Raw genomic sequence first — 19,319 nt, forward strand, 5'->3', positions numbered from 1 at the left:
AAAATCGCCAATTTTTCAGCTTTAGAATATTTCATTCGAGCCATAAAAAATACTCCCCTTAGATAAGCAGATTTTTATATTTTATCTGTCTACCTAATGAATGGGGAGCATATCAAGATTGCTCAAATTGAATTCTACATTTTTGAGTACAAATGGAATTTTTATAAAGAAAAATCGAATGAACGAAAAAATATTTTTTAGATTTATTCACCTGCTGTGCACAAAAATAAAAAAGTCGTTCCCTTCTTTAAAGGAAAACGACTTTTCTATCTTGAAGTTTATTCTATGTTATCGCCCTCGTCTTTGCTGACCTTGCTTTGCATCACTTTTCTTTTTACTTGATTTATGAAATGATCGTTGTTTTCCATTTTTGGATTCTTCACGATTGTCTCTTTGACGATATTGACCTGTTTTCTTTGGTTTCTTTGTGTACTCTTTTTTCTTATGCTCATTTTTTGCAGGTGCTTGATGTGCAGGTAGTTCCAATTCTTGTCTTTGCAGAGTTGTACCAATGCCTTTTTCAATCTCTTTTAAATGCATTTCATCTTTCGCTGCAACAAATGTAATTGCAAGCCCCGTTCCGCCAGCACGACCAGTTCGGCCAATTCGATGTATATAACTTTCTACGTCTTCAGGGACATCATAGTTAAATACATGTGTTACACCTTCTACATCTAATCCACGAGCAGCTACATCTGTTGCGATTAAGTATTGAATTTTTGCATCGCGGAAACTCTTCATCACTCGTTCACGTTTTCCTTGCGATAAATCGCCATGAAGTTCATCGCAGTTATAACCGTATCCTTTTAAATCATCATATAATTTACTTGCTCTACGCTTTGTACGGCAGAAAATAACTGCTAAAAACGGCTGATCTCGGTCCATCACATGACGCAGTGCATCTTGTTTCGCACGATCCGTTGTTTCAATTACGCGTTGCTTTATACTATTTACCGTTACTTCTTCGCTTTGAATTTGAATTATCTCAGGTTCTTTCATATAACGCTTCGCAAGTTTTTTAATATCTTTCGGCATCGTTGCTGAGAATAACATCGTTTGTTTACTCTCAGGTGTTACTTCTAAGATGTCTTCGATATCATATAAAAAACCGAAATGAAGCATTTGATCCGCTTCATCTAACACAAGCATAGAAACATTTGATAATACAATTGTTTCACGACGTAAATGGTCTAATAAACGTCCTGGTGTCGCTACAACAATGTGCGTATTTCCTTTTAGCTTTCTCATTTGCTGTGCAACATCTTGCCCACCATATATTGCAAGAACGTTAGTATCGTCTTTATGAACAAGCATCTTTTCAACTTCATTTGTAATTTGTAATGCTAATTCCCTAGTTGGTGCAACGATTAAAGCTTGTACATCACTTGACTCAGGGTCAATTTTTTCTAAAATTGGCAAGACAAACGCAAGTGTCTTACCTGTTCCCGTTTTCGCTTGACCAATTATATCTTTTCCTGACATAACAATTGGTATAGCCTTCTCCTGGATTGGTGTAGCTTCAGCAATCCCATTTTCACGTAGTGTATGATTAAATGTTTCACTAATTCCTAGTTCTAAAAAGTTTTTCAAACAGATCACTTCTTTTCCTTATTTTTCACATTAAGTTTTCATTGTACCATTTGTTTCACTAAATATGAAAAATAAGATAATTCTTATCTCCTTTTTTCCTGCTCGCTATGAATTAAGTGGATCAGTTCTTTCTGTTTCTCTTTTGATTTTGGTAGAAATTTCATATTTGCAGGCGACAAAATAAATTTCTTGATTTTTCTATTATTCCATATAAGCCATGTGTATCTTGAGTCTTCATGTAATTTTCGAAACCATTCTCCTTCACTTAGCTTTGCAATATGATGCTTTAGCTTCACGTCTGCTCTCGGATAAAACAATATAATATCTGCTATCACATCAAACAAAATGCCCATATTTCTTTCTCCTATCTTTTCCTTTTTTATCTTATGAAAATTAGCAACAAGAAAGAAACAATAAAAAAGGTTATTTTATCGATTGTTTGTCTATCCTTTTAAAAACTCTAACTTTTAAATATTTTTACATAATGTTGAATATGCTTTTACAAAATTAACAAAAAAGACAAAATGAGGAGTGGTTGTATGGAGAAGCAGAAACTATGGAGAAAATTAAAGCACGGTGCAACAAAGTTAGGAAAGTCCGGTGCGTATGAGAGCATTATTTTATATTACACCTTACAAAAGAAAGGACTACCTACTAAAACCAAGATGATTATATTAGTTGCACTGTCCTATTACGTATGGTCAATAGACTTAATCCCGGATCTAGCAGCTATTATTGGAATTGGTCTGTTAGACGATGTTATAGCAATTGCCTGGGCACACAAGTATATTATGGTACATACAGATGCAGGAGTTCGAGAAAAAGGGAAAATGAAAATGGAATCCTTATTTGGCTCAGCACATGCATAATACACGAAATAGAAAAGACGGTTTTCATAACCGTCTTTTCACTATACATGTACTTGTTCCACGTACATCTGTAAACTATTCAACATTCTTTTCATTTCACGTTCTTTATAATGATTTAAGCAAGCGATTTGAACCCAATTATTTTGTTGCAAATAGGATGATTCATAATGGATGATGAATCCTTGTAACGCTAATGAGTCCCCTATTTCTTTAGACGAAAGTTCTCTACCTAGTGCGATTGTAAGAATGATAGGTGCAGCATGTTCCTTAGGTGAAACAAGTTGCAATCCCATATTATTGACAGCTTTTTCAATAAAAGCATACGTTTGATATATTTTTTTATACTTATGTTCATCTTCAAATCTCTTTAATGCTTCTTGCAATGCATGAATTAAATTCCAAGACTGAGAATAACTTTCCATTTAAAGAGAATAGGGTATACATGCCCTATAATAACTGCTAATAACGAAAGTAATAAAAATATAGAATCCTCAAAGAAGAGGCTTGCTACATACACAACAATTACACCTTTAAGCGCATCCCCTAAAAATGTAGCAATAAAATATCCTTTTCCATATACCCTTCCCATATTACGGGCACCGGGATTTCCGCTACCAGCTTCTCGAATATCTATCCCATATTTCCATTTTGTAATCATATCTGCCGTTAACATGTTCCCCACCATATAAGCGCCTATTACATATAGAAGCTGGTTCATACTGATCATGTAATCATTCACTTTCTAAATAAAAGTAGTTTGCTATTTTCATAAAATCCCCCATGTATACGAGGTATATTGGAAAGCGATAAAATAACATATAACACTCACTACTGTTGTAATCACTATCAATTTCCATGCAATTACACGTAAAGATTTAAAATATTGTATACTATATCCTGCTAACCAGGCTACAAATACACTTACGGGTACTATAACTTGCAGTTTATACAATGGAACTTTATCGATTCCTATAATAGCTATAATATTTATAAATACTATAAATAAGAAAATTGGAAATAGAATTCTAAATAGCCCCCCCTATTTTAACCCCAAGGCTCATACGATACCCTCTTTTTGTAAATAATATCAAATCCCTATTTAAAATAAAGATAATCTTTTTGCCGCTAAAAAATAAGCGCCTTTAGCTGATGAGATTTCACTTTTGATAAAGTTTATTTTATTGATATGCTCCCTGCAGCATCTCTTAAATTCAGCATATATTTCCGGAACTGAACAAAGTATTCCGCCTTTTACTGCAATGGAAATTGGCACTTCAAATGACATCTTCTTATAAACATCGACTGTAATTCTTGCTAATTCTTTACCAGCTTGCAATATAATTTTGGACGCATCATTATTTCCTTTTCTAGCTTCTTCTATAACAAGAGGTACAATGGCAGCGACCTTATCTTTCGCTGAAGAATATACAAGCTGTTTGATATCAGATGGCGTGTGAATATGAAACTGCTCTTGTACTGCTTGACTAAGACTACAGAACGGAATGCCTTTATCGTATTCCATTGTCATTCTTTTTAATGCTTGCATGGCGATCCAATATCCACTTCCTGCATCTCCCAAAATGTGGCCCCAGCCCCCACTGTATTCGTAAGTCTCCCCCTTTTTCCCTAAACAGATTGCACCTGTTCCGGCTATCGTTAAAATACCGTCTTTTCCTTTTAATAAGGCTGCATGTGCAATCATTGCATCATCATAGATTTCAATATGAGTTTGATACTTCTCTATTAAACGTTTCTTTAATCCTTCAATATCTATACTTTTGACACCTGCCAACCCTAAAATAATACAAACACAGTTCTCCTGAGGTAACCCTTGTTGACATTGATTAATTGCAGTTATAATGTGTGATAGAGCTTTTTCATACTCTAGCAATACATTTCCAAAACGACTCATTCCTTTTGCAACTTCTTTCCCATTTTGATTAAACGCTATTGCTTCTGTTTTCGTTCCACCACCGTCTACACCAATCATATACTTCATTGTTTCACCTGCTCTTTCTCATTTCACAGTTGGTGGAAATGTTATATTCCCTAAAACAACAGATTCTCTTGCACCTGTAGCACTTGGTACATTATTAGGATTACGATGATACGTTTCATTCGCTAACACAGCAAAAGCAATTGCTTCTTTTGCTTCGGAAGAATAACCCAAATCTTCTTGTATACATACTTTACAATCTTCTTTTAAACCTTCTTTTATCATTTCTACAAGCGCCATATTATAACTTCCGCCCCCACCAAGAATCACTTCATCAATATGATAATGCGGGAAAATAAATTCTCGATAATGATGAACAATTGAAGCGGCTGTAAACATCGTCACAGTAGTAACTATGTCTTCCTTTCGGTGCTCCTTAAATCGCTTAAGCAATTCATCGGTAAACTCTTTTCCAAATTGTTCTCTACCTGTTGATTTAGGTGGAACCGTTATAAAAAACGGATGATTCATACAATACGAAAGCATTTCATTTACAACTTCCCCCTGTCTTGCTAGTTCCCCATTTTTATCAAAAGGCTGCTGAAATAATTGCTGACATACTTCATCGATCACCATATTCCCAGGTCCCGTGTCAAATGCAATCACTTCTTGTTTAGATACTCGACTTGGAATGACAGTTACATTCCCGATTCCACCAATATTTTGGAGGATTCGGTTTTTCGTTGCGTCTCTATATAAAATGAGTTCTGAATACGGAACAAGGGGAGCTCCCTGTCCACCAGCTGCCATATCCATCGTTCGAAAATTTGAAATAACCGTTGTCGCTGTTTCATAAGCAATAACAGCAGCTTCTCCAATTTGTAGTGTCGATGAAACCATTTTGCCGTCTTGAAAAGGTTGATGATAAATTGTTTGACCATGTGAACCAATTAAATCTAACTGCTCTATTGGAAAATCAGCTTGTTTACAAATCATTTTCACCGCATTCGCAAAACATAATCCAAGTTTAAAATTCAAACTGCATATGAGTTGCACATGAGAAGTTTCCAACGATTGCGCTTGCTGAATCTCACTTTTTATTTCTTTTGAAAACGGTACTGTAATAAAGTGGATGAGTTCCACTTTTGCATCCTCACCACTTCCTTCAACATGGACAAGGGCAACGTCTATTCCATCTAAAGATGTACCAGACATTAAACCGACAACATACATAGCATTACCTCCGAATTTTATTAAAAAGCAATCATATAAGTAAGCAATGTACAACCAACTAGAAAAGATACAAATCTAACAAACAATTGAATTTTTGATGAATACGTACCATCTATAAAAGATACAACGATTGTCAACATAATACTTGCTGAAATACTGGTCACGATCCATATGCTATGCATTTGGGATACTTCTAGCATTTTTAAAAGAGGCGTAAACAGAAGATTTGAGCAAACAACTACAAATAGAAGTAAAAACACGCTTTTATAACTGAATTTTATACTCATATCATTTCACCTTCTTCTATTGATATAATGAAGTATGAAACTATCAACTACTACAAGTGATTTTATATAGATAGTTCATCTCTTCTTTTCAAAAAATAAAATGCTATGATCATATAAACGATAGCTATCCCTATACCTAATTCTGTAGTAAATAATTTCGTATATTGATGATTAAACCCCTTACCAATTTCAACTTCAATCATGAAAGAAGTGATAGACGAATTGCCTATCACTAATACATAACTATATAATTTCTTCTTATTTACAATCATTACACGTTCACAGAACCTTGTTCACCATTCCCATTCTTTTCAACTTCAATCATATTTTTATCGTACATTTTAAAGAATGGCAGATAGATAAGGAATGAGATTGCTATATTAATAAAGACTAATACAACCGCTCTCCAGTCTCCACCTGTTGCCAAATAGGCACCTATTGGGGCCGGTAATGTCCACGGCGGCATAATATAGGTCGCTGTAACGAGCCCCATCGCAGTTGCAGTATATGCAATAGTGGCAGTCACAAGCGGTGTAATAATAAAAGGAATAATTAAAATAGGATTTAAAACAATCGGAAGTCCAAATATAACGGGTTCATTAATATTGAAAATACCAGGCACAATACATGTTCTTGACAACGCTTTGGAATATTTTGATCTACCAAACACAATCATCGCTAACACAAGTCCTAACGTCGCCCCGGAACCGCCAATCCATATAAACCATTGGTATAATGGTTCTGGTGCAATAAAAGGAATATTGCTTGCTCCACCAGCTACTGCCTCGGCGTTTTTCCCAATATAAACTTCCCATAACGGACGTGCAACCGTACCAACAACGGAAACACCGTGAATGCCAAAAGACCAGAAGAATGTAATTAAAAACACCGGTAGAATAACTCCAAAGTAACTATCTCCAGCTTTCACTAATGGAGCAGCTAACTTATCGACTACATGATGTAAATCAATGCTAAAAACAACAGTAATCATACTCATAATAATAATAACGAAAGCAGCAGGTATAAGTGCTTCAAAGGAACGAGATACAGATGGTGGTACTTGTTCTGGCATCTTAATCATCACATTTTTTGTCTTACAAAACCTTAAGATTTCAACTGATAAAATGGAAACAATCATCGTAACAAATAATCCATGCCCTCCAAGGTTTGTCATTGGGAGCATAAATCCTTTCTTATCAATTAGTTCAGGTGTCAATGTAAGCAGTAGGGAACAGACTGCAAGTTGTGCTCCTGATAAAGCATCTAATTTGTAACTTTTCGCTAAATTATATCCAATACCAAAGGCAATATAGAGAGACATAATAAACATCGTTAACCGATATGGTATTAAAATACTCGCTTGATGTTTTGCTGCCCAAAGTGATATAAAGCTATCCTTTGGAAGTGGTGGAAATGCTACTATTAAAAAGAAGCTTCCTACAATAATAAAAGGTAATGCTGAAATAACACCGTCACGAATTGCTTGTAAATGCCTTTGTTCAGAAAGCCTCGCCATTGGACCAGATAAGTTATTCTCAAGAAATGAGACAAACTTATTCATACAACTCCCTCCTAACCAATTAATTCATTTACAGCTTTTAATAGTGTCGGACCACCAAGCGGTGTATAAGCCTGCGGTGGAATCACCCCACAAGGAACAGACTGCTGATCTGCTATTTTTTTTACGGTATCAAATCTATGCCTTACTTGCGGAGCTACCATTACAACATCCCAACCATTCTTCACCTCTTCTTCTACTTCACTCGTTCCAATTGCATGGACATCCATACTGATCCCTTTTTTCTCCGCCTCTTTTTTTAAAGCGTTTACAACAATTGAACTGGACATTCCTCCAGAACATACAAATAGAACCTTCATTTCATAATCCTCCTATATGCTTTAAGTAATTTTTATCCCTTTTCAAGGATTGTCAAACCACCAACTAAAGTAAGTTTCACGTTATTAAAAATCATATGAAGAATATAGACAAATTAGTTCTGATGAAATGAAATTTCAGCAAAAATATTTTTTATCCTGCATTAACGGGCTGTAAGACCCCCACCTCAAAATTGAGAAAAAACAAAGAAGTTAGGTGGGGATCAACTGCCCGTAAAAGCCCGATTCGTGAGGGCTGATAATCAGTGGGGATGAAGAAAACCCCACTGATTAAAGTTTCACTTTATATTAAATAGAAGTTTTAGCACTTTACTTTCTCAATTGCGAATCTTACATTCACATGATATAGTAGTTTTAATAATAGAATATGTTAGGAGGCGTACGATGATTTTCAGAAGATTATTAATGAGTTGTTGTAGCGTCATCTTGTTTATCCCTTTCCTGTTCATAACCCCTAAGTCCACACATGCTGAAGTACCCACTACTTATCAAAAACAAGAATTACGTGCCGCATGGATTGCATCTGTTCTCAATATTGATTGGCCCTCCAAACCAAACTTACCGATAGAAAAACAGCAACAAGAGTTTAGAAAATTACTAGATGATGTAAAAAATGTAGGTATGAACGCAGTTGTTGTACAAATTAAACCAACCGCAGACGCTTTTTATCCTTCCAAATATGGTCCTTGGTCCGAATATCTCACCGGTACACAAGGTAAAGACCCTGGCTATGATCCACTCGCATTTATGGTTGAAGAATCCCACAAAAGAAACCTTGAATTTCATGCATGGTTTAATCCTTATCGAATAACCATGAACCACACCGATTTAAATCGTTTAGCAGAAACTCATCCCGCTAAACAACATCCTGATTGGGTTATACCTTACGGCGGGAAACTATACTATAATCCCGGTATTCCAGAAGTGAAAAATTTTATAACTGAAAGTGTATTAGAAGTTGTACAAAACTATAATATTGATGCAGTTCACATGGACGATTATTTCTATCCCTACAAAATAGTTGGCGAGGAGTTCCCAGATCGAAGCACATATGAATCATATAATAACGGAAGATTCTCTACTATAGAAGACTGGCGCCGTGATAACGTGAACCAACTTGTAAGTGGTTTAAATACTGCTATTAAACAAGAAAAGTCGTATGTGAAGTTTGGAATTAGTCCATTTGGCGTATGGAGGAATATCGCTGACGACCCAACTGGTTCTAACACAACCGCTGGACAACGAAATTACGATGACTTATATGCCGACACACGAGAATGGATTCAAAAAGGATATATTGACTATATTACTCCTCAAATCTATTGGAATATCGGTTTTGCACCTGCAGCATATGACATCTTATTAAATTGGTGGGTGAAAGAAACCATAAACAAACCAATTCACTTATATATTGGCCAAGCTGCATATAAAATTAATAACAACTCAGTTCCCGCATGGTCAGACCCTGAAGAATATCCAAGACAAATTGCACTAAACCATCAATATTCACAAATAAAAGGAAGTATGCATTTTAGCCTTAAAGATATAAATAATAATCCATTAGGAATAAAAGATCGACTGCAAAATGACATTTACGAACACCCTGCATTAATTCCACCAATGCCTTGGTTAGATAAAGATCCACCTGAGCAACCTACGTTAAAAGGTGCTATCTCTAGAAATGATGGTGTTGCTTTAGGAATCCTCGATGATAGAGACAATGACTCTACGTATTATGCAATCTATCGGGTAAATGGAAAGAACGACATTGATATTCAAAAAGCAGAAAATCTCCTTACTACTGTACGAAAAACAAAATCTGGGGAAATTTACGTAGATAAGACCGCTACACCTGGTGAAACGTATACGTATGTAGTAACCGCACTGGATCGATTGCATAACGAAAGCACTGCCTCGAACAAAACTACTATTAAAATGAAATAGTAAAATCCCCCACTCTATATGTGGGGGATTTTACTTTCCGTACATTCTAAAAACAAACTACTATTTTCTTAATTCACTATACTAAATGTGAATTCTATTTTCAGGATTTTTATCTACTGTATATAATACAAGTAAGAAAAACCATTCCAACGGCTTCATTATGATATAAATGAAATCAGCTGACCATTTCGTATTGATGTGTTTACTAATTGGGTAACCATATTTATCGTAAAAATTACGAATGACTTTATGCCATTTTCTCTCTACTCTTAAAAAATATAAATAAACTGAATCAACTTAGTAATCTCAAATAAAAACAAACGAAACAACCATTTTTCAAACCATTGTATTATAATACATCAAATAAACGTGTATTTATACTATAAACCCCCTCTTGAATACTTATCAAGAGGGGGTTTAACTAGTTCTTAAACTTCTCCTTCGCCGCTCTCATTTTCACATTCAAATCATGATCAATGGAGTCTCGAATATCACGCTCTACTGCTTCCATTTCTTTTTGGAAGTTTTGTAAGTAGACCTGTAATTCTTCTTCTTTTTCAGGACGTTGTGATGGTGGCAATTGCGCCACTAGTGACAACATATCCGTTAAATCTTTCATTAAGAACGTTTCCAATTTGTGTTGTTGTTCAAACATGCGCTGTTCTTGATAGTACGGAAGTGCATGTAATACTGAAATTGTAATTTCATCAACCGTTCTTTGTAATGAAGGATTAACTGAACGTTTATACACTTGAATGGTATTTAACGCATCCGGATAACGGTCGTAAAAATACAATTTATAAAACGATAGATCCGTTGGTTTAGATGATTGTTGTGATTCTTGTCTTAAGAAACCCTTTACTTTCATCGCTGCTACATCAATATCTTCATTTGTAACCTTTTTCGTTTTTTTCGCCATTACGTGTACTTTTTTCTGTTTATCTTTCGGTAACATAGAGAGAACTTGTTCTCTTGCACGTTGATCCGCAGAACAGAAAAGAGTATTCAATGCTTTTTGTTCCTTTTTTCCCTCTGTACGGATCCAACGATAAAAGAGTGGATGTTGCGTAAATTCGTGTAAAAACGGTGTTGATTTATTTGAGAGTTTTTCAATTGATTCGTGTGCTCTCTTATAAGGTTTCGTCCATGAAAAATAAAATTTCCGGCCGAAATACACAAGCAAGACAACGATTGTAAATCCAACTAAAAGCAACGTTCCAATTAGTATTAAAACCATTTTAATGAAACCCATCTTTTCACCTCCTCTAATGACCCTTTATTTCTTTGGACGCTGAATGAGCTTCTGCTTCATTTCATCATTAAATGTGTCAAGTTCAATAACAAACTTCTTACTAGATTCAATAATGCGCTCTGATGATTTCTCAGATGCTTCAATAGCCGCAAACACATTTTGGAATGATTCTCTCAGCTTATCCATACTGATCGCAGGATTTTCAAGCAATTTAGTTGTTTCTTCTGTATTTTGTTTTAATGCTTGAGAGTTACTTAATACCATTGATTCAATTGCTTCATTCGTAGCATTCACTGCATCAATCGTCTTACGTTGATTTGTCAATGCAAGCTGAATCGCTGCTGATACAGTAACTACGTTTTGCGTCATTGTAATCGCATTACGAATTGCTTCTGTTAACTTCTCATTGTTTTTCTTAATGATATCTACAGACGCGATAGATTGTAGTAATACACTTTTAGCTTGCTGCATGTTACGTGTACGTACAAGAATTTTCTCTAATGCATCATTAATTAATGGAATATCTTTTTGACGTTCTGGATTTTGCTTTTCTGCTTCCAACATGCCAGCAAGCTTCCGCCCTAGGTATACTTGTTTGTCAAGAGCATGAATTTTATCGTGTGATTGCTCTTTTAACATTTCTAAACCGACTGTATCTTCTTGTAAATTATCACGTCCAATAAGTAATGATCTTATAATCTCCTCAATTTGTTTATCGATGGATTGATATTTATGAACATATGTTTCAAGAGGATTTTTCTTAAAAACCTTAAACATAAATTTCTTCATACCTGATGCTTTTAGTGAATTTGGATCAAGTTCTGATACCACTTTACGCAATTCTAACAATGTATTTGGAATTTCTTCATTCTTTCCATTCATCATTGCAGTTACCGGACGTTTTAGTGCTGATAATGTTTGTCCTGCAGCTTGTTGTTCTTTATCTCCTAAGTCTCCAAGTTGTGATAATACTTTTGAAAGGTCAGTATTTTGTTCACTATTTAACTTTTGTACATAGATATCGGCTTCTTTATTCAGTTCAACGAGTTCTTCATCTTTAATAACTGTATCAACAATTACTTCTACATTCTCCTTCACTACTGATACAGGTTCTTTTTTCTCTAATTCAGTCAACAAAATCGCTCCTTTATTTATATGTGCGAAATTATTTGCACTATATTTCATCTAAAATATCGTATTCAACATGCATTACACTTGTTTGAAATCGATTTTTAATAAACGCCTGCTTATGCAGTCATTCCCTGTTTCTTATCATAAGTATACCTGTTCTCTACATAATTTTCCTCAGACTTAAGACCTAGAAGGCTAGGTGCTGAAGGCGGATTCTTCACATGTTACACAGCTTATTACTCAATAATTCCGCTTTCAATTTCATTTTATCTACCTTCCCGTTCGGCTTCTTTGGTAATTGTCGTAATACAGTCCAATTTCTTGGTTGTTTATACGATATCAATTTTTGACGGCACTCTTTCTGAATATCTACTAATTCTCGAGAAAACTCTTTAACGATAACAGCCCATATGATTTCCCCGCGTTTCTCATCCTTTTCCGAAAATACTACTGCTTCTGTAATCCCGGTGATTCCAAGTAATACATCCTCTATTTCACCAGCGTATACAAAACTCCCAGCAGCTTTTATAACGTCTCGGTCTCTGCCTACTAAAACAATTTTTCCATCTTCTCTTTGGAAACCAATATCATGTGATGTTACCCAATCTTCTATGAAAGTATTGTTCGTTTGTTCTTCAATTTCAATATATCCTTCAAAAGCTTGATCTGATCGAACAAATAATTTCCCAAAGTTTTCTGGATTAGTTGCTATTCGTTCTTTCTTCTCATTAAAGAAGGCAATCTCCACATCCGGAAATGGTACTCCGACTGTTTCAGGTGCAGTTCTTGCATTTTCTGGTGTTAATAATGAGGCATATCCCATTTCTGATGATCCGTAATATTCATATAAAGATGATTTAGAAAAACATTCCTCAAATTTTTGTCTTTGTATAGGCAATAATTTTGTTCCGACTGAAATTACACATCCCGGAATTGTTTCCTGAACATTTCGTTTTTGCTTTGTATAACGAATTAAAGGTTCAATTAAAGCAGGTGTGATAGAAGCACATGATGCTTTTGCTTTGAAAAATGCCTCTGGTGTGAATTTGGATAATAAAGTAACTTCAGCCCCAATAGCTAGCGCGTGAAGCGCTGGATATAACTGAGCTGAATAAGATAGATGTAACGGCACTACTACACGATCACTTTCAGTTAGCGAAAACGCCTTACTCCATCCTTCAAAACTACAAATCCATGACCGATGACTTTTAACAAATCCTTTCGGTGTACCTGTTGAGCCAGAAGTATAACCAAAGAAATATAACTCATCCGCTTTACTCACATGTCTAAAAGGAAATTGAATATTATTTTGCTCCATCGTTTGACATAGTGTCTCTTCACATGTGATAATCCAATTGGGCTTCGTTCTACTTATAATATCTTCCCATTCAATCTCTGTAACATCCGGATGAACAGGCATTAAAATTCCACCAATTTTTGAAATTGCAAGTGCATCTCGAATCCATTCCATACAATTTTCTAACTTTATAATAAAAATCTGTCCTGGTATCGCTCCATCTTGCATAAGAGCTAATGCACGCTCTGAAACACATTTCGCCAATTCATTGTAAGTCCAACTATTATGCTGTATCGAAAGTGCAACACGATTAGGATGTTTTTTTGCCTGTTCATAGAAATAAGAATGTATACGCATTTTCAATTAATCTCCTTGTTTGTTATAGCTATATCTCTTCCTTTTTTCGGGCTACAAACGCTCCTTTTTGAAAAGCTAGTAAAACTGTTTCAAATGTATCGTCTTCTTCAATCATCTGAATGAATTCCGTTAACTCCTCTGCATGTGAAGTCGCATTATCAATTACAAGAATTCCTTTCAGCTCTAATATGCGCTTAATATTTTCCCACCACCACATATATTGCGTACGCTCTGAATCTAAGAAAATGAAATCAAATGATCGATCTACTTGCACATCTAAAAAGGCTCCTGCTTCCTGATTATGAATGTCAATTCGATGTCTGAGTTTCGCCTTTTCAAAATTCACAAGTGCCTCTGCAACACGTTCCGAGGCAAGTTCAACAGTTGTAACATGTCCACTTGTTTCTTCAGCTGCATTTGCTAGCCATAATGTTGAATACCCATTGGAAGTACCAATTTCCAATACTCGCTTAGCGCTGCACCCTTTTACCAAAATGGATAAAAACTGTCCCATTTCACGAGAAATATTTCGTAATCCTTCTTCACGTTTTTCTTTTTTACTATCATGCTCTTCCCCGTATCTTTCAAGCTCTAACAAAAGTGATTCTAAGTAACTCATGTGCTATTCCTCACCTTTCTAACAAATTTAATAATTAAAAAATTGATGAGAAAGTTGATTATGTTTGTCTACTTTCTATTATATTCGAAACGAAATTCTTTTTCCTTCTATAAGACAAAAAATCGAATTTTTTTGTAGCATATTGTTTCATTTTTTGGTAAAGTTAATTTCTACGTGAAAATTATTGAATCCACATTATTTTATATTCAAAATGCAATTATAAAAACCATTTACATCTTATTTATATGAATCGGTATTTCAGATCAAAGAAGCGCCTTTTTTGGACGCATTTTCTTTTGTTTATAACTACATTTAAGGAAGGATGCTTTTACATGAACGTGATTAATTTAGATGCTGCTAGAAAACGTAAACAGCAAAAAAAGCACATGATAACTATACCGATTATTAAACGTATTTACGAAGAGGACGGAGAAATTAAATTTGAGGTATTAGGTGAAAAAGACGTACCTCTTGAAATGTTAGAGAAGTAACGTACATGACCCTAAATGTAATTCGTATTTCCCTTGTCTAATTAAAAATCAAGAGACTTCATAAATCACTTGGCAAAGAAATATTTATAAAATTTCGCATATTATATAAGTGCTAAGAGAATGATAGCTAAAGCAGAAAAGCATTAGGCCTTAGCTATCTTTTTTGTACTACATATTACCTCATTTACTACCACACCCGTTAAGTTTTACCACAACAGAATGAACTTAATAACCGAAAGTAAACTTTAGTATATTAATCCGTATTATTTTTCTGAATTTTATCACAATTAATCTATATTCTCTCAAACTACTAATCAAAATATATATTCAAAACATGATAAATAAAGGATGGATAGGTTTCAAGGTGTAGCCACCAAATATTTTGATAACTACCTCTATTGGTTCAGCTTCCTTCAACAAAGTAAGAAAATCGAGGAAAAAGAGCGAATAAATCAAATGCTGCTCAGTGCTTGTCAAAACTCGAACAGCATCACTGTAAATTTTTCGCGAGAGATAAAAAAACAGCCATTTCATTAAAGAAACAGCTGTATTCCTTATTACACTAAAGCTACCGATAGTTCAATAAGCTACTTTTGATTTTGGGTAATATTGTTTTTAGCTCAATTAAGTCATCTATTACCAAATCAGCCTGAGCGAGTTCATCTTCTTGTGCAAAATCAAAATTACATCCAATTGCAATTAAACCATTATCTTTAGCCGCATTTATATCAGACAGACGGTCTCCAACTACTGCTGCTTTTTTTATATCATATTTTTTTATAATTGTTTTAACTAAATCGCCTTTATCAAGCGTTTGTATCTGCCCAATACTAAATATTTCAGTAACCCAATTATCCAAATTATAATAACTCACAATAGCTTTTAAATATTCCGTTAAACCATTACTCGCTATGTAAATTGAACAATTATTCTCTTTTAAATAACTGAAAACTTCCTTTACATTAGGATATAAAGCACCTTTCCCATCCCTTATATTTTTAACTAATTTTTCCAGAAAATAAGCATCAGTTTGTTCTCGTACTTCATTGGAATGATTAGGTAATAAAGTTTCCCATACTTTTGGTAAAGGTACACCCATAATTTCACGATACTTTCCAATGGGCGTAACTGTATCCCATAAATTTAGTGATCGTAAATGGTTAAAAGTATCCTCAAGTGATAGTTCTAAAATTTTATCTGTTTGAAATAGTGTTCCATCCATATCAAAAATCAGTGATTGTAACATTGATTTCTCTCCCTTTTTACAATTGCTGAATAACTTCTGGTTTTACATAAAGATAGAATAACTCAACTAATCTGAACGTTTAACGAGTAAACATCTTTAGCTATTATACTATAAAAAGTAAGTTTTTCCTTGTAATACTAACAAGCAACAATTTTTACAAAAAGAGCTCTAATAAAAGATTAAAGTCATGTAGGATTAGTGATTTAGTTCAAAATGCTCTTCTTTAAGTTCGACAATCTCAATGTCATCATTTAAGTCTCTTATACGTTCAACTAAACTTCTTACTCCATATATTTCAGTAAAAGTATGACTACCAACTATAAGGTTAATTCCTACAAACTGAGCATATTGGATTGTGTATAAAGTTGCTTCTCCAGTGATATAAGCATCACATTCTGCTTCTACTGCTAGTTTGATATAATTTGAAGCATGCCCCGCACCAGTCAATACCCCTATTCTTTTTAGTTCTCTTTCGTTATTTTTCCAACTTCTTACTGGTTCATTTAGATTCGTTTGCATTCTTTGAACAAGTGTTGAAAAACTTATTGGTTTATCGAATTCACCAATTCCAGGATTATCTCCATGATCATAAAAAGAATATTGTTTTATATAATCAACTTCAACAACATTCATAAATTCCTCTAACAATTCTTTTTTAAATAATTCTTTAATGGTATCCTCAAATCGTTTTAAGTTCATGTTAAGAATCCCCTTCTGTGAAAAAGTCATTTTTTTCTAAATATTATAATCTTTAATAAGCGGACTGAAAATACAAAATGATTTTTTTATACATGTAATCTTTACTGTATTCATGTGAAGTTAACATCCTTCACTTATCAGACGTACAAAAAAGTACACCACTACATGTATGAGTGATGTACCCTATTCATATACTGCGCAACATTATATGCAAGATATTGTTTCTAACAAGCTCCTGTATGATTACAGAGTAAATTGCGGCTTTTCACTTTATATATTCCTATTTAAATGGATAAGCTTTTCTGGATTTGCCATCATATAAATAGAGGAAACCCCTTCATCTTCGAACTCAAATGAAAGTACATATGCAACGCGGTCATTAACATGTACAATAATACCAGGGGTACCGTTTACCATTCTAAAATGAATAGAATGTTTCTCTGGTAATTTCTTAGCAATTCCAAAGAACAAGCTTACAATTCTTTCAGCAGTATAAATCGGTTTAATTGCTGTTGTAACTTTGCCACCGCCATCTGATTTAAATATAGCATCCGTTTTTAAGATTTCTAACATTCCTTCCACGTCTCCTCGCTGCAAAGATGCAACAAACTGTTCAACATACGTGGTCATCTGCTTTATATTCAATTTTGAATTTTTGGGTTTATCTATTAGGCTCTTTCTTGCCCGCTGAAAAATTTTCCGGCAGTTCACACTATTTTTATCAACAATTGAAGCTATTTCATCATAATCATATCCAAACACTTCTCGTAATATAAAAACTGCGCGTTCAACTTCAGATAATTGTTGTAAGAGTAAAAGATACGCTGTAGAGATAGATTCTTTCATCATATATGTCTCAGATGGATCATCGCTTTCTTCAACCAGTGGTTCAGGTAACCACATGCCAACATAAACATTTCGTTTATGTGCTACTGAACGTAACTTATCAATCGCACGATTCGTGACCATCTTACATAAATACGCTTTCACATTATCAACAGATTCTATATCTTTTATTTGATTTAATGAAAGAAATGTATCATGAACGATATCTTCTGCATCCATGACACTCCCGAGCATACGATAGGCTAAAGAAAATAACAAAGGCTTATGTGCTTGATACAAGTGCTCTGTTTCCACACTCACGTGCCTCTCTTTCAATTTGTGACTTTACTCCATTCTAAAATTTGTAGTGCTGCTCGTTTGCCGCTAGCAACTGCGGCGTCAGCTAATAATTCATCATGACCAGCCCAATCTCCTGCAACATACACTCCTGGCATTTCAGGAACAGCAGGTCCTGGATTTTCAGTACGACCAATATGCGGAAAATCATATACAACTGTTATTTTCGGTAAATATTGCTTTACAACTAATTCCTGTTGCCAATTAGGATGTAATCGATCCATTGTATGTTCTAACAAAATTTTATCCTCATCAGAATTACTAATGTGTAATGTAGGATTCTGATATTTTATCAATCCCACTACTACAGTTCCATCATCGCTTAGCTTAGCGGCTCTTGATTGATTCGTAAAAAATACAGGTTGATCTAACCCCAAGACAAATTGATGTGATGGATTTGGCAATTTTCTTAAACCGAGATCTAAGGCAGCTGCTGTAACTGGTACAGATTGTTCTTTCCATATATGCAATGCGGTGTCTTTTGCACCTCTTACAATTTTATAGGCCTCTTTTGGTGGTATAGTGATGACAACCGTAGGAACTTCAACTGATTCATCGCTAGAACAACGTATTCTTTGAATATTGGCACTGTGTTCAATTTCAATTACGTTTTTATTCGCTATAAACTGGACTCCAGCATTCATAGCTTCCTCTCTTAGTTTTGTTATAATAGTCTCCCATCCACCATCTACATAAAAGACACCGTCTTTCATTGATCGCTGTATTTGTTTTAATACGGAAGATGCTAACTGTAATGTAGGCGCATATGTGTAGGTTGATGTCCGGCATAATGCATAAAACATATTTCTTATCATTGGGTCTCTTATTTCTTTCTCTGCCCATACACTTAAACTCATAACAGGAATTGTATTTAAATCTAATTTTCCGAGTTTTAACATCAAATGAGAAAACTGTATTTTAGCAGACCATGAAAGTAATGGTGTAGATAAAATTGACCGAAAATCTGTTGGCACTATATACACATCATTTTTCCATATACCATGTGCAATAGTTGAAGGTATCCCTCCTGGAATACGGATCCCAAGTTCTTCAAAAGTCGATAATGCTTCTCCCCCTCGATATAAAGCATGTGCTCCAAGATTCATAAGAACGCCCTTTTTATTTGTTGTTATTGCTCTTCCCCCAAAGCGACTTGATTTTTCTAATACAACAACCTTTTTACCTTCTCTAGCTAAATAAATTGAGGCTGTTAATCCTGCCAGACCTCCGCCAATAATGGCTACATCAAATTTATCCATGTAAATCCCTCCTTCTCGTTCTACACACAAG

18 protein-coding genes and 4 pseudogenes are annotated in these 19,319 nt (G+C 34.6%); 4 read left to right on the forward strand and 18 right to left on the reverse strand.

The window, feature by feature from the left end:
* Positions 1–288 precede the first annotated feature (288 nt).
* On the reverse strand, positions 289–1,599 hold the full coding sequence (locus AZF08_RS24940) for a DEAD/DEAH box helicase (RefSeq protein WP_033675536.1): 1,311 nt from the start codon (positions 1,597–1,599) through the stop codon (positions 289–291).
* Between the two features lie 74 nt (positions 1,600–1,673).
* Positions 1,674–1,943, reverse strand: coding sequence for a hypothetical protein (locus AZF08_RS24945; protein ID WP_033675535.1), 270 nt, complete (start codon positions 1,941–1,943; stop codon positions 1,674–1,676).
* Positions 1,944–2,129: 186 nt separating this feature from the next.
* Here AZF08_RS24945 and AZF08_RS24950 point away from each other — a divergent pair, with 186 nt between their 5' ends.
* Positions 2,130–2,459, forward strand: a complete 330-nt coding sequence (locus AZF08_RS24950) for a YkvA family protein (RefSeq protein ID WP_033675534.1) — start codon at positions 2,130–2,132, stop codon at positions 2,457–2,459.
* 41 nt (positions 2,460–2,500) lie between these two features.
* Here AZF08_RS24950 and AZF08_RS24955 read toward each other — a convergent pair.
* The 7 genes and pseudogenes from AZF08_RS24955 to AZF08_RS24990 form a co-directional block, all read right to left on the reverse strand.
* Positions 2,501–2,872: pseudogene (locus AZF08_RS24955) on the reverse strand (aminotransferase class V-fold PLP-dependent enzyme); the annotation flags it as partial.
* A gap of 2 nt (positions 2,873–2,874) precedes the next feature.
* Positions 2,875–3,186: pseudogene (locus AZF08_RS24960) on the reverse strand (glycerol-3-phosphate acyltransferase); the annotation flags it as partial.
* Between the two features lie 372 nt (positions 3,187–3,558).
* Entirely contained in the window at positions 3,559–4,458 is a 900-nt protein-coding gene (locus AZF08_RS24965) for a BadF/BadG/BcrA/BcrD ATPase family protein (RefSeq protein ID WP_033675532.1), read from the reverse strand.
* Positions 4,459–4,476: 18 nt separating this feature from the next.
* Positions 4,477–5,628, reverse strand: a complete 1,152-nt coding sequence (gene anmK, locus AZF08_RS24970) for an anhydro-N-acetylmuramic acid kinase AnmK (protein WP_033675531.1) — start codon at positions 5,626–5,628, stop codon at positions 4,477–4,479.
* A gap of 20 nt (positions 5,629–5,648) precedes the next feature.
* Positions 5,649–5,915, reverse strand: a complete 267-nt coding sequence (locus AZF08_RS24975) for a hypothetical protein (RefSeq protein WP_033675530.1) — start codon at positions 5,913–5,915, stop codon at positions 5,649–5,651.
* A 271-nt stretch (positions 5,916–6,186) separates the two neighbouring features.
* Positions 6,187–7,476, reverse strand: a complete 1,290-nt coding sequence (locus AZF08_RS24985) for a PTS sugar transporter subunit IIC (RefSeq protein ID WP_033675528.1) — start codon at positions 7,474–7,476, stop codon at positions 6,187–6,189.
* A gap of 11 nt (positions 7,477–7,487) precedes the next feature.
* A complete protein-coding gene (locus AZF08_RS24990) occupies positions 7,488–7,793 on the reverse strand; it encodes a PTS sugar transporter subunit IIB (RefSeq protein WP_033675527.1) in 306 nt (101 codons plus the stop codon).
* A gap of 402 nt (positions 7,794–8,195) precedes the next feature.
* Between AZF08_RS24990 and AZF08_RS24995 the strand changes: the two genes are divergently transcribed.
* Positions 8,196–9,755, forward strand: a complete 1,560-nt coding sequence (locus AZF08_RS24995) for a glycoside hydrolase family 10 protein (RefSeq protein WP_033675526.1) — start codon at positions 8,196–8,198, stop codon at positions 9,753–9,755.
* An 81-nt stretch (positions 9,756–9,836) separates the two neighbouring features.
* Here AZF08_RS24995 and AZF08_RS32065 read toward each other — a convergent pair.
* From AZF08_RS32065 to AZF08_RS25015, 5 genes and pseudogenes are all read right to left on the reverse strand, one after another.
* Positions 9,837–10,013, reverse strand: a pseudogene (locus tag AZF08_RS32065) (DUF6688 family protein); the annotation flags it as partial.
* 163 nt (positions 10,014–10,176) lie between these two features.
* Positions 10,177–11,007: a DUF3974 domain-containing protein gene (locus tag AZF08_RS25000; RefSeq protein ID WP_033675525.1), complete on the reverse strand. Its 831-nt coding sequence runs from the start codon at positions 11,005–11,007 to the stop codon at positions 10,177–10,179.
* Between the two features lie 24 nt (positions 11,008–11,031).
* The gene (locus AZF08_RS25005; protein WP_033675524.1) at positions 11,032–12,141 is read right to left on the reverse strand and encodes a toxic anion resistance protein; all 1,110 of its coding nucleotides are present in this window, start codon (positions 12,139–12,141) and stop codon (positions 11,032–11,034) included.
* Positions 12,142–12,355: 214 nt separating this feature from the next.
* Positions 12,356–13,792, reverse strand: a complete 1,437-nt coding sequence (locus AZF08_RS25010; RefSeq protein ID WP_033675523.1) for a class I adenylate-forming enzyme family protein — start codon at positions 13,790–13,792, stop codon at positions 12,356–12,358.
* Between the two features lie 28 nt (positions 13,793–13,820).
* Entirely contained in the window at positions 13,821–14,411 is a 591-nt protein-coding gene (locus AZF08_RS25015; protein ID WP_033675522.1) for an O-methyltransferase, read from the reverse strand.
* A gap of 332 nt (positions 14,412–14,743) precedes the next feature.
* Here AZF08_RS25015 and AZF08_RS30950 point away from each other — a divergent pair, with 332 nt between their 5' ends.
* Positions 14,744–14,902, forward strand: a complete 159-nt coding sequence (locus tag AZF08_RS30950; RefSeq protein ID WP_033675521.1) for a hypothetical protein — start codon at positions 14,744–14,746, stop codon at positions 14,900–14,902.
* A 348-nt stretch (positions 14,903–15,250) separates the two neighbouring features.
* Positions 15,251–15,439 (forward strand): annotated as a pseudogene (locus tag AZF08_RS29375) (IS1595 family transposase); the annotation flags it as partial.
* A 31-nt stretch (positions 15,440–15,470) separates the two neighbouring features.
* On the opposite strand, the gene AZF08_RS25025 reads toward AZF08_RS29375, so the two are convergent.
* From AZF08_RS25025 to AZF08_RS25040, 4 genes are all read right to left on the reverse strand, one after another.
* A complete protein-coding gene (locus AZF08_RS25025) occupies positions 15,471–16,148 on the reverse strand; it encodes an HAD hydrolase-like protein (RefSeq protein ID WP_033675520.1) in 678 nt (225 codons plus the stop codon).
* Between the two features lie 195 nt (positions 16,149–16,343).
* Positions 16,344–16,847 (reverse strand): Nif3-like dinuclear metal center hexameric protein, encoded by a 504-nt coding sequence (locus AZF08_RS25030; protein ID WP_051725804.1) that lies wholly within the window; start codon positions 16,845–16,847, stop codon positions 16,344–16,346.
* Positions 16,848–17,117: 270 nt separating this feature from the next.
* Positions 17,118–17,987 (reverse strand): RNA polymerase sigma-70 factor, encoded by an 870-nt coding sequence (locus AZF08_RS25035; protein ID WP_033675519.1) that lies wholly within the window; start codon positions 17,985–17,987, stop codon positions 17,118–17,120.
* A gap of 17 nt (positions 17,988–18,004) precedes the next feature.
* Entirely contained in the window at positions 18,005–19,288 is a 1,284-nt protein-coding gene (locus AZF08_RS25040; RefSeq protein ID WP_033675518.1) for a phytoene desaturase family protein, read from the reverse strand.
* Positions 19,289–19,319 lie beyond the last annotated feature (31 nt).

Source organism: Bacillus gaemokensis (assembly GCF_001590835.1).
Classification (GTDB): Bacteria; Bacillota; Bacilli; order Bacillales; family Bacillaceae_G; genus Bacillus_A; species Bacillus_A gaemokensis.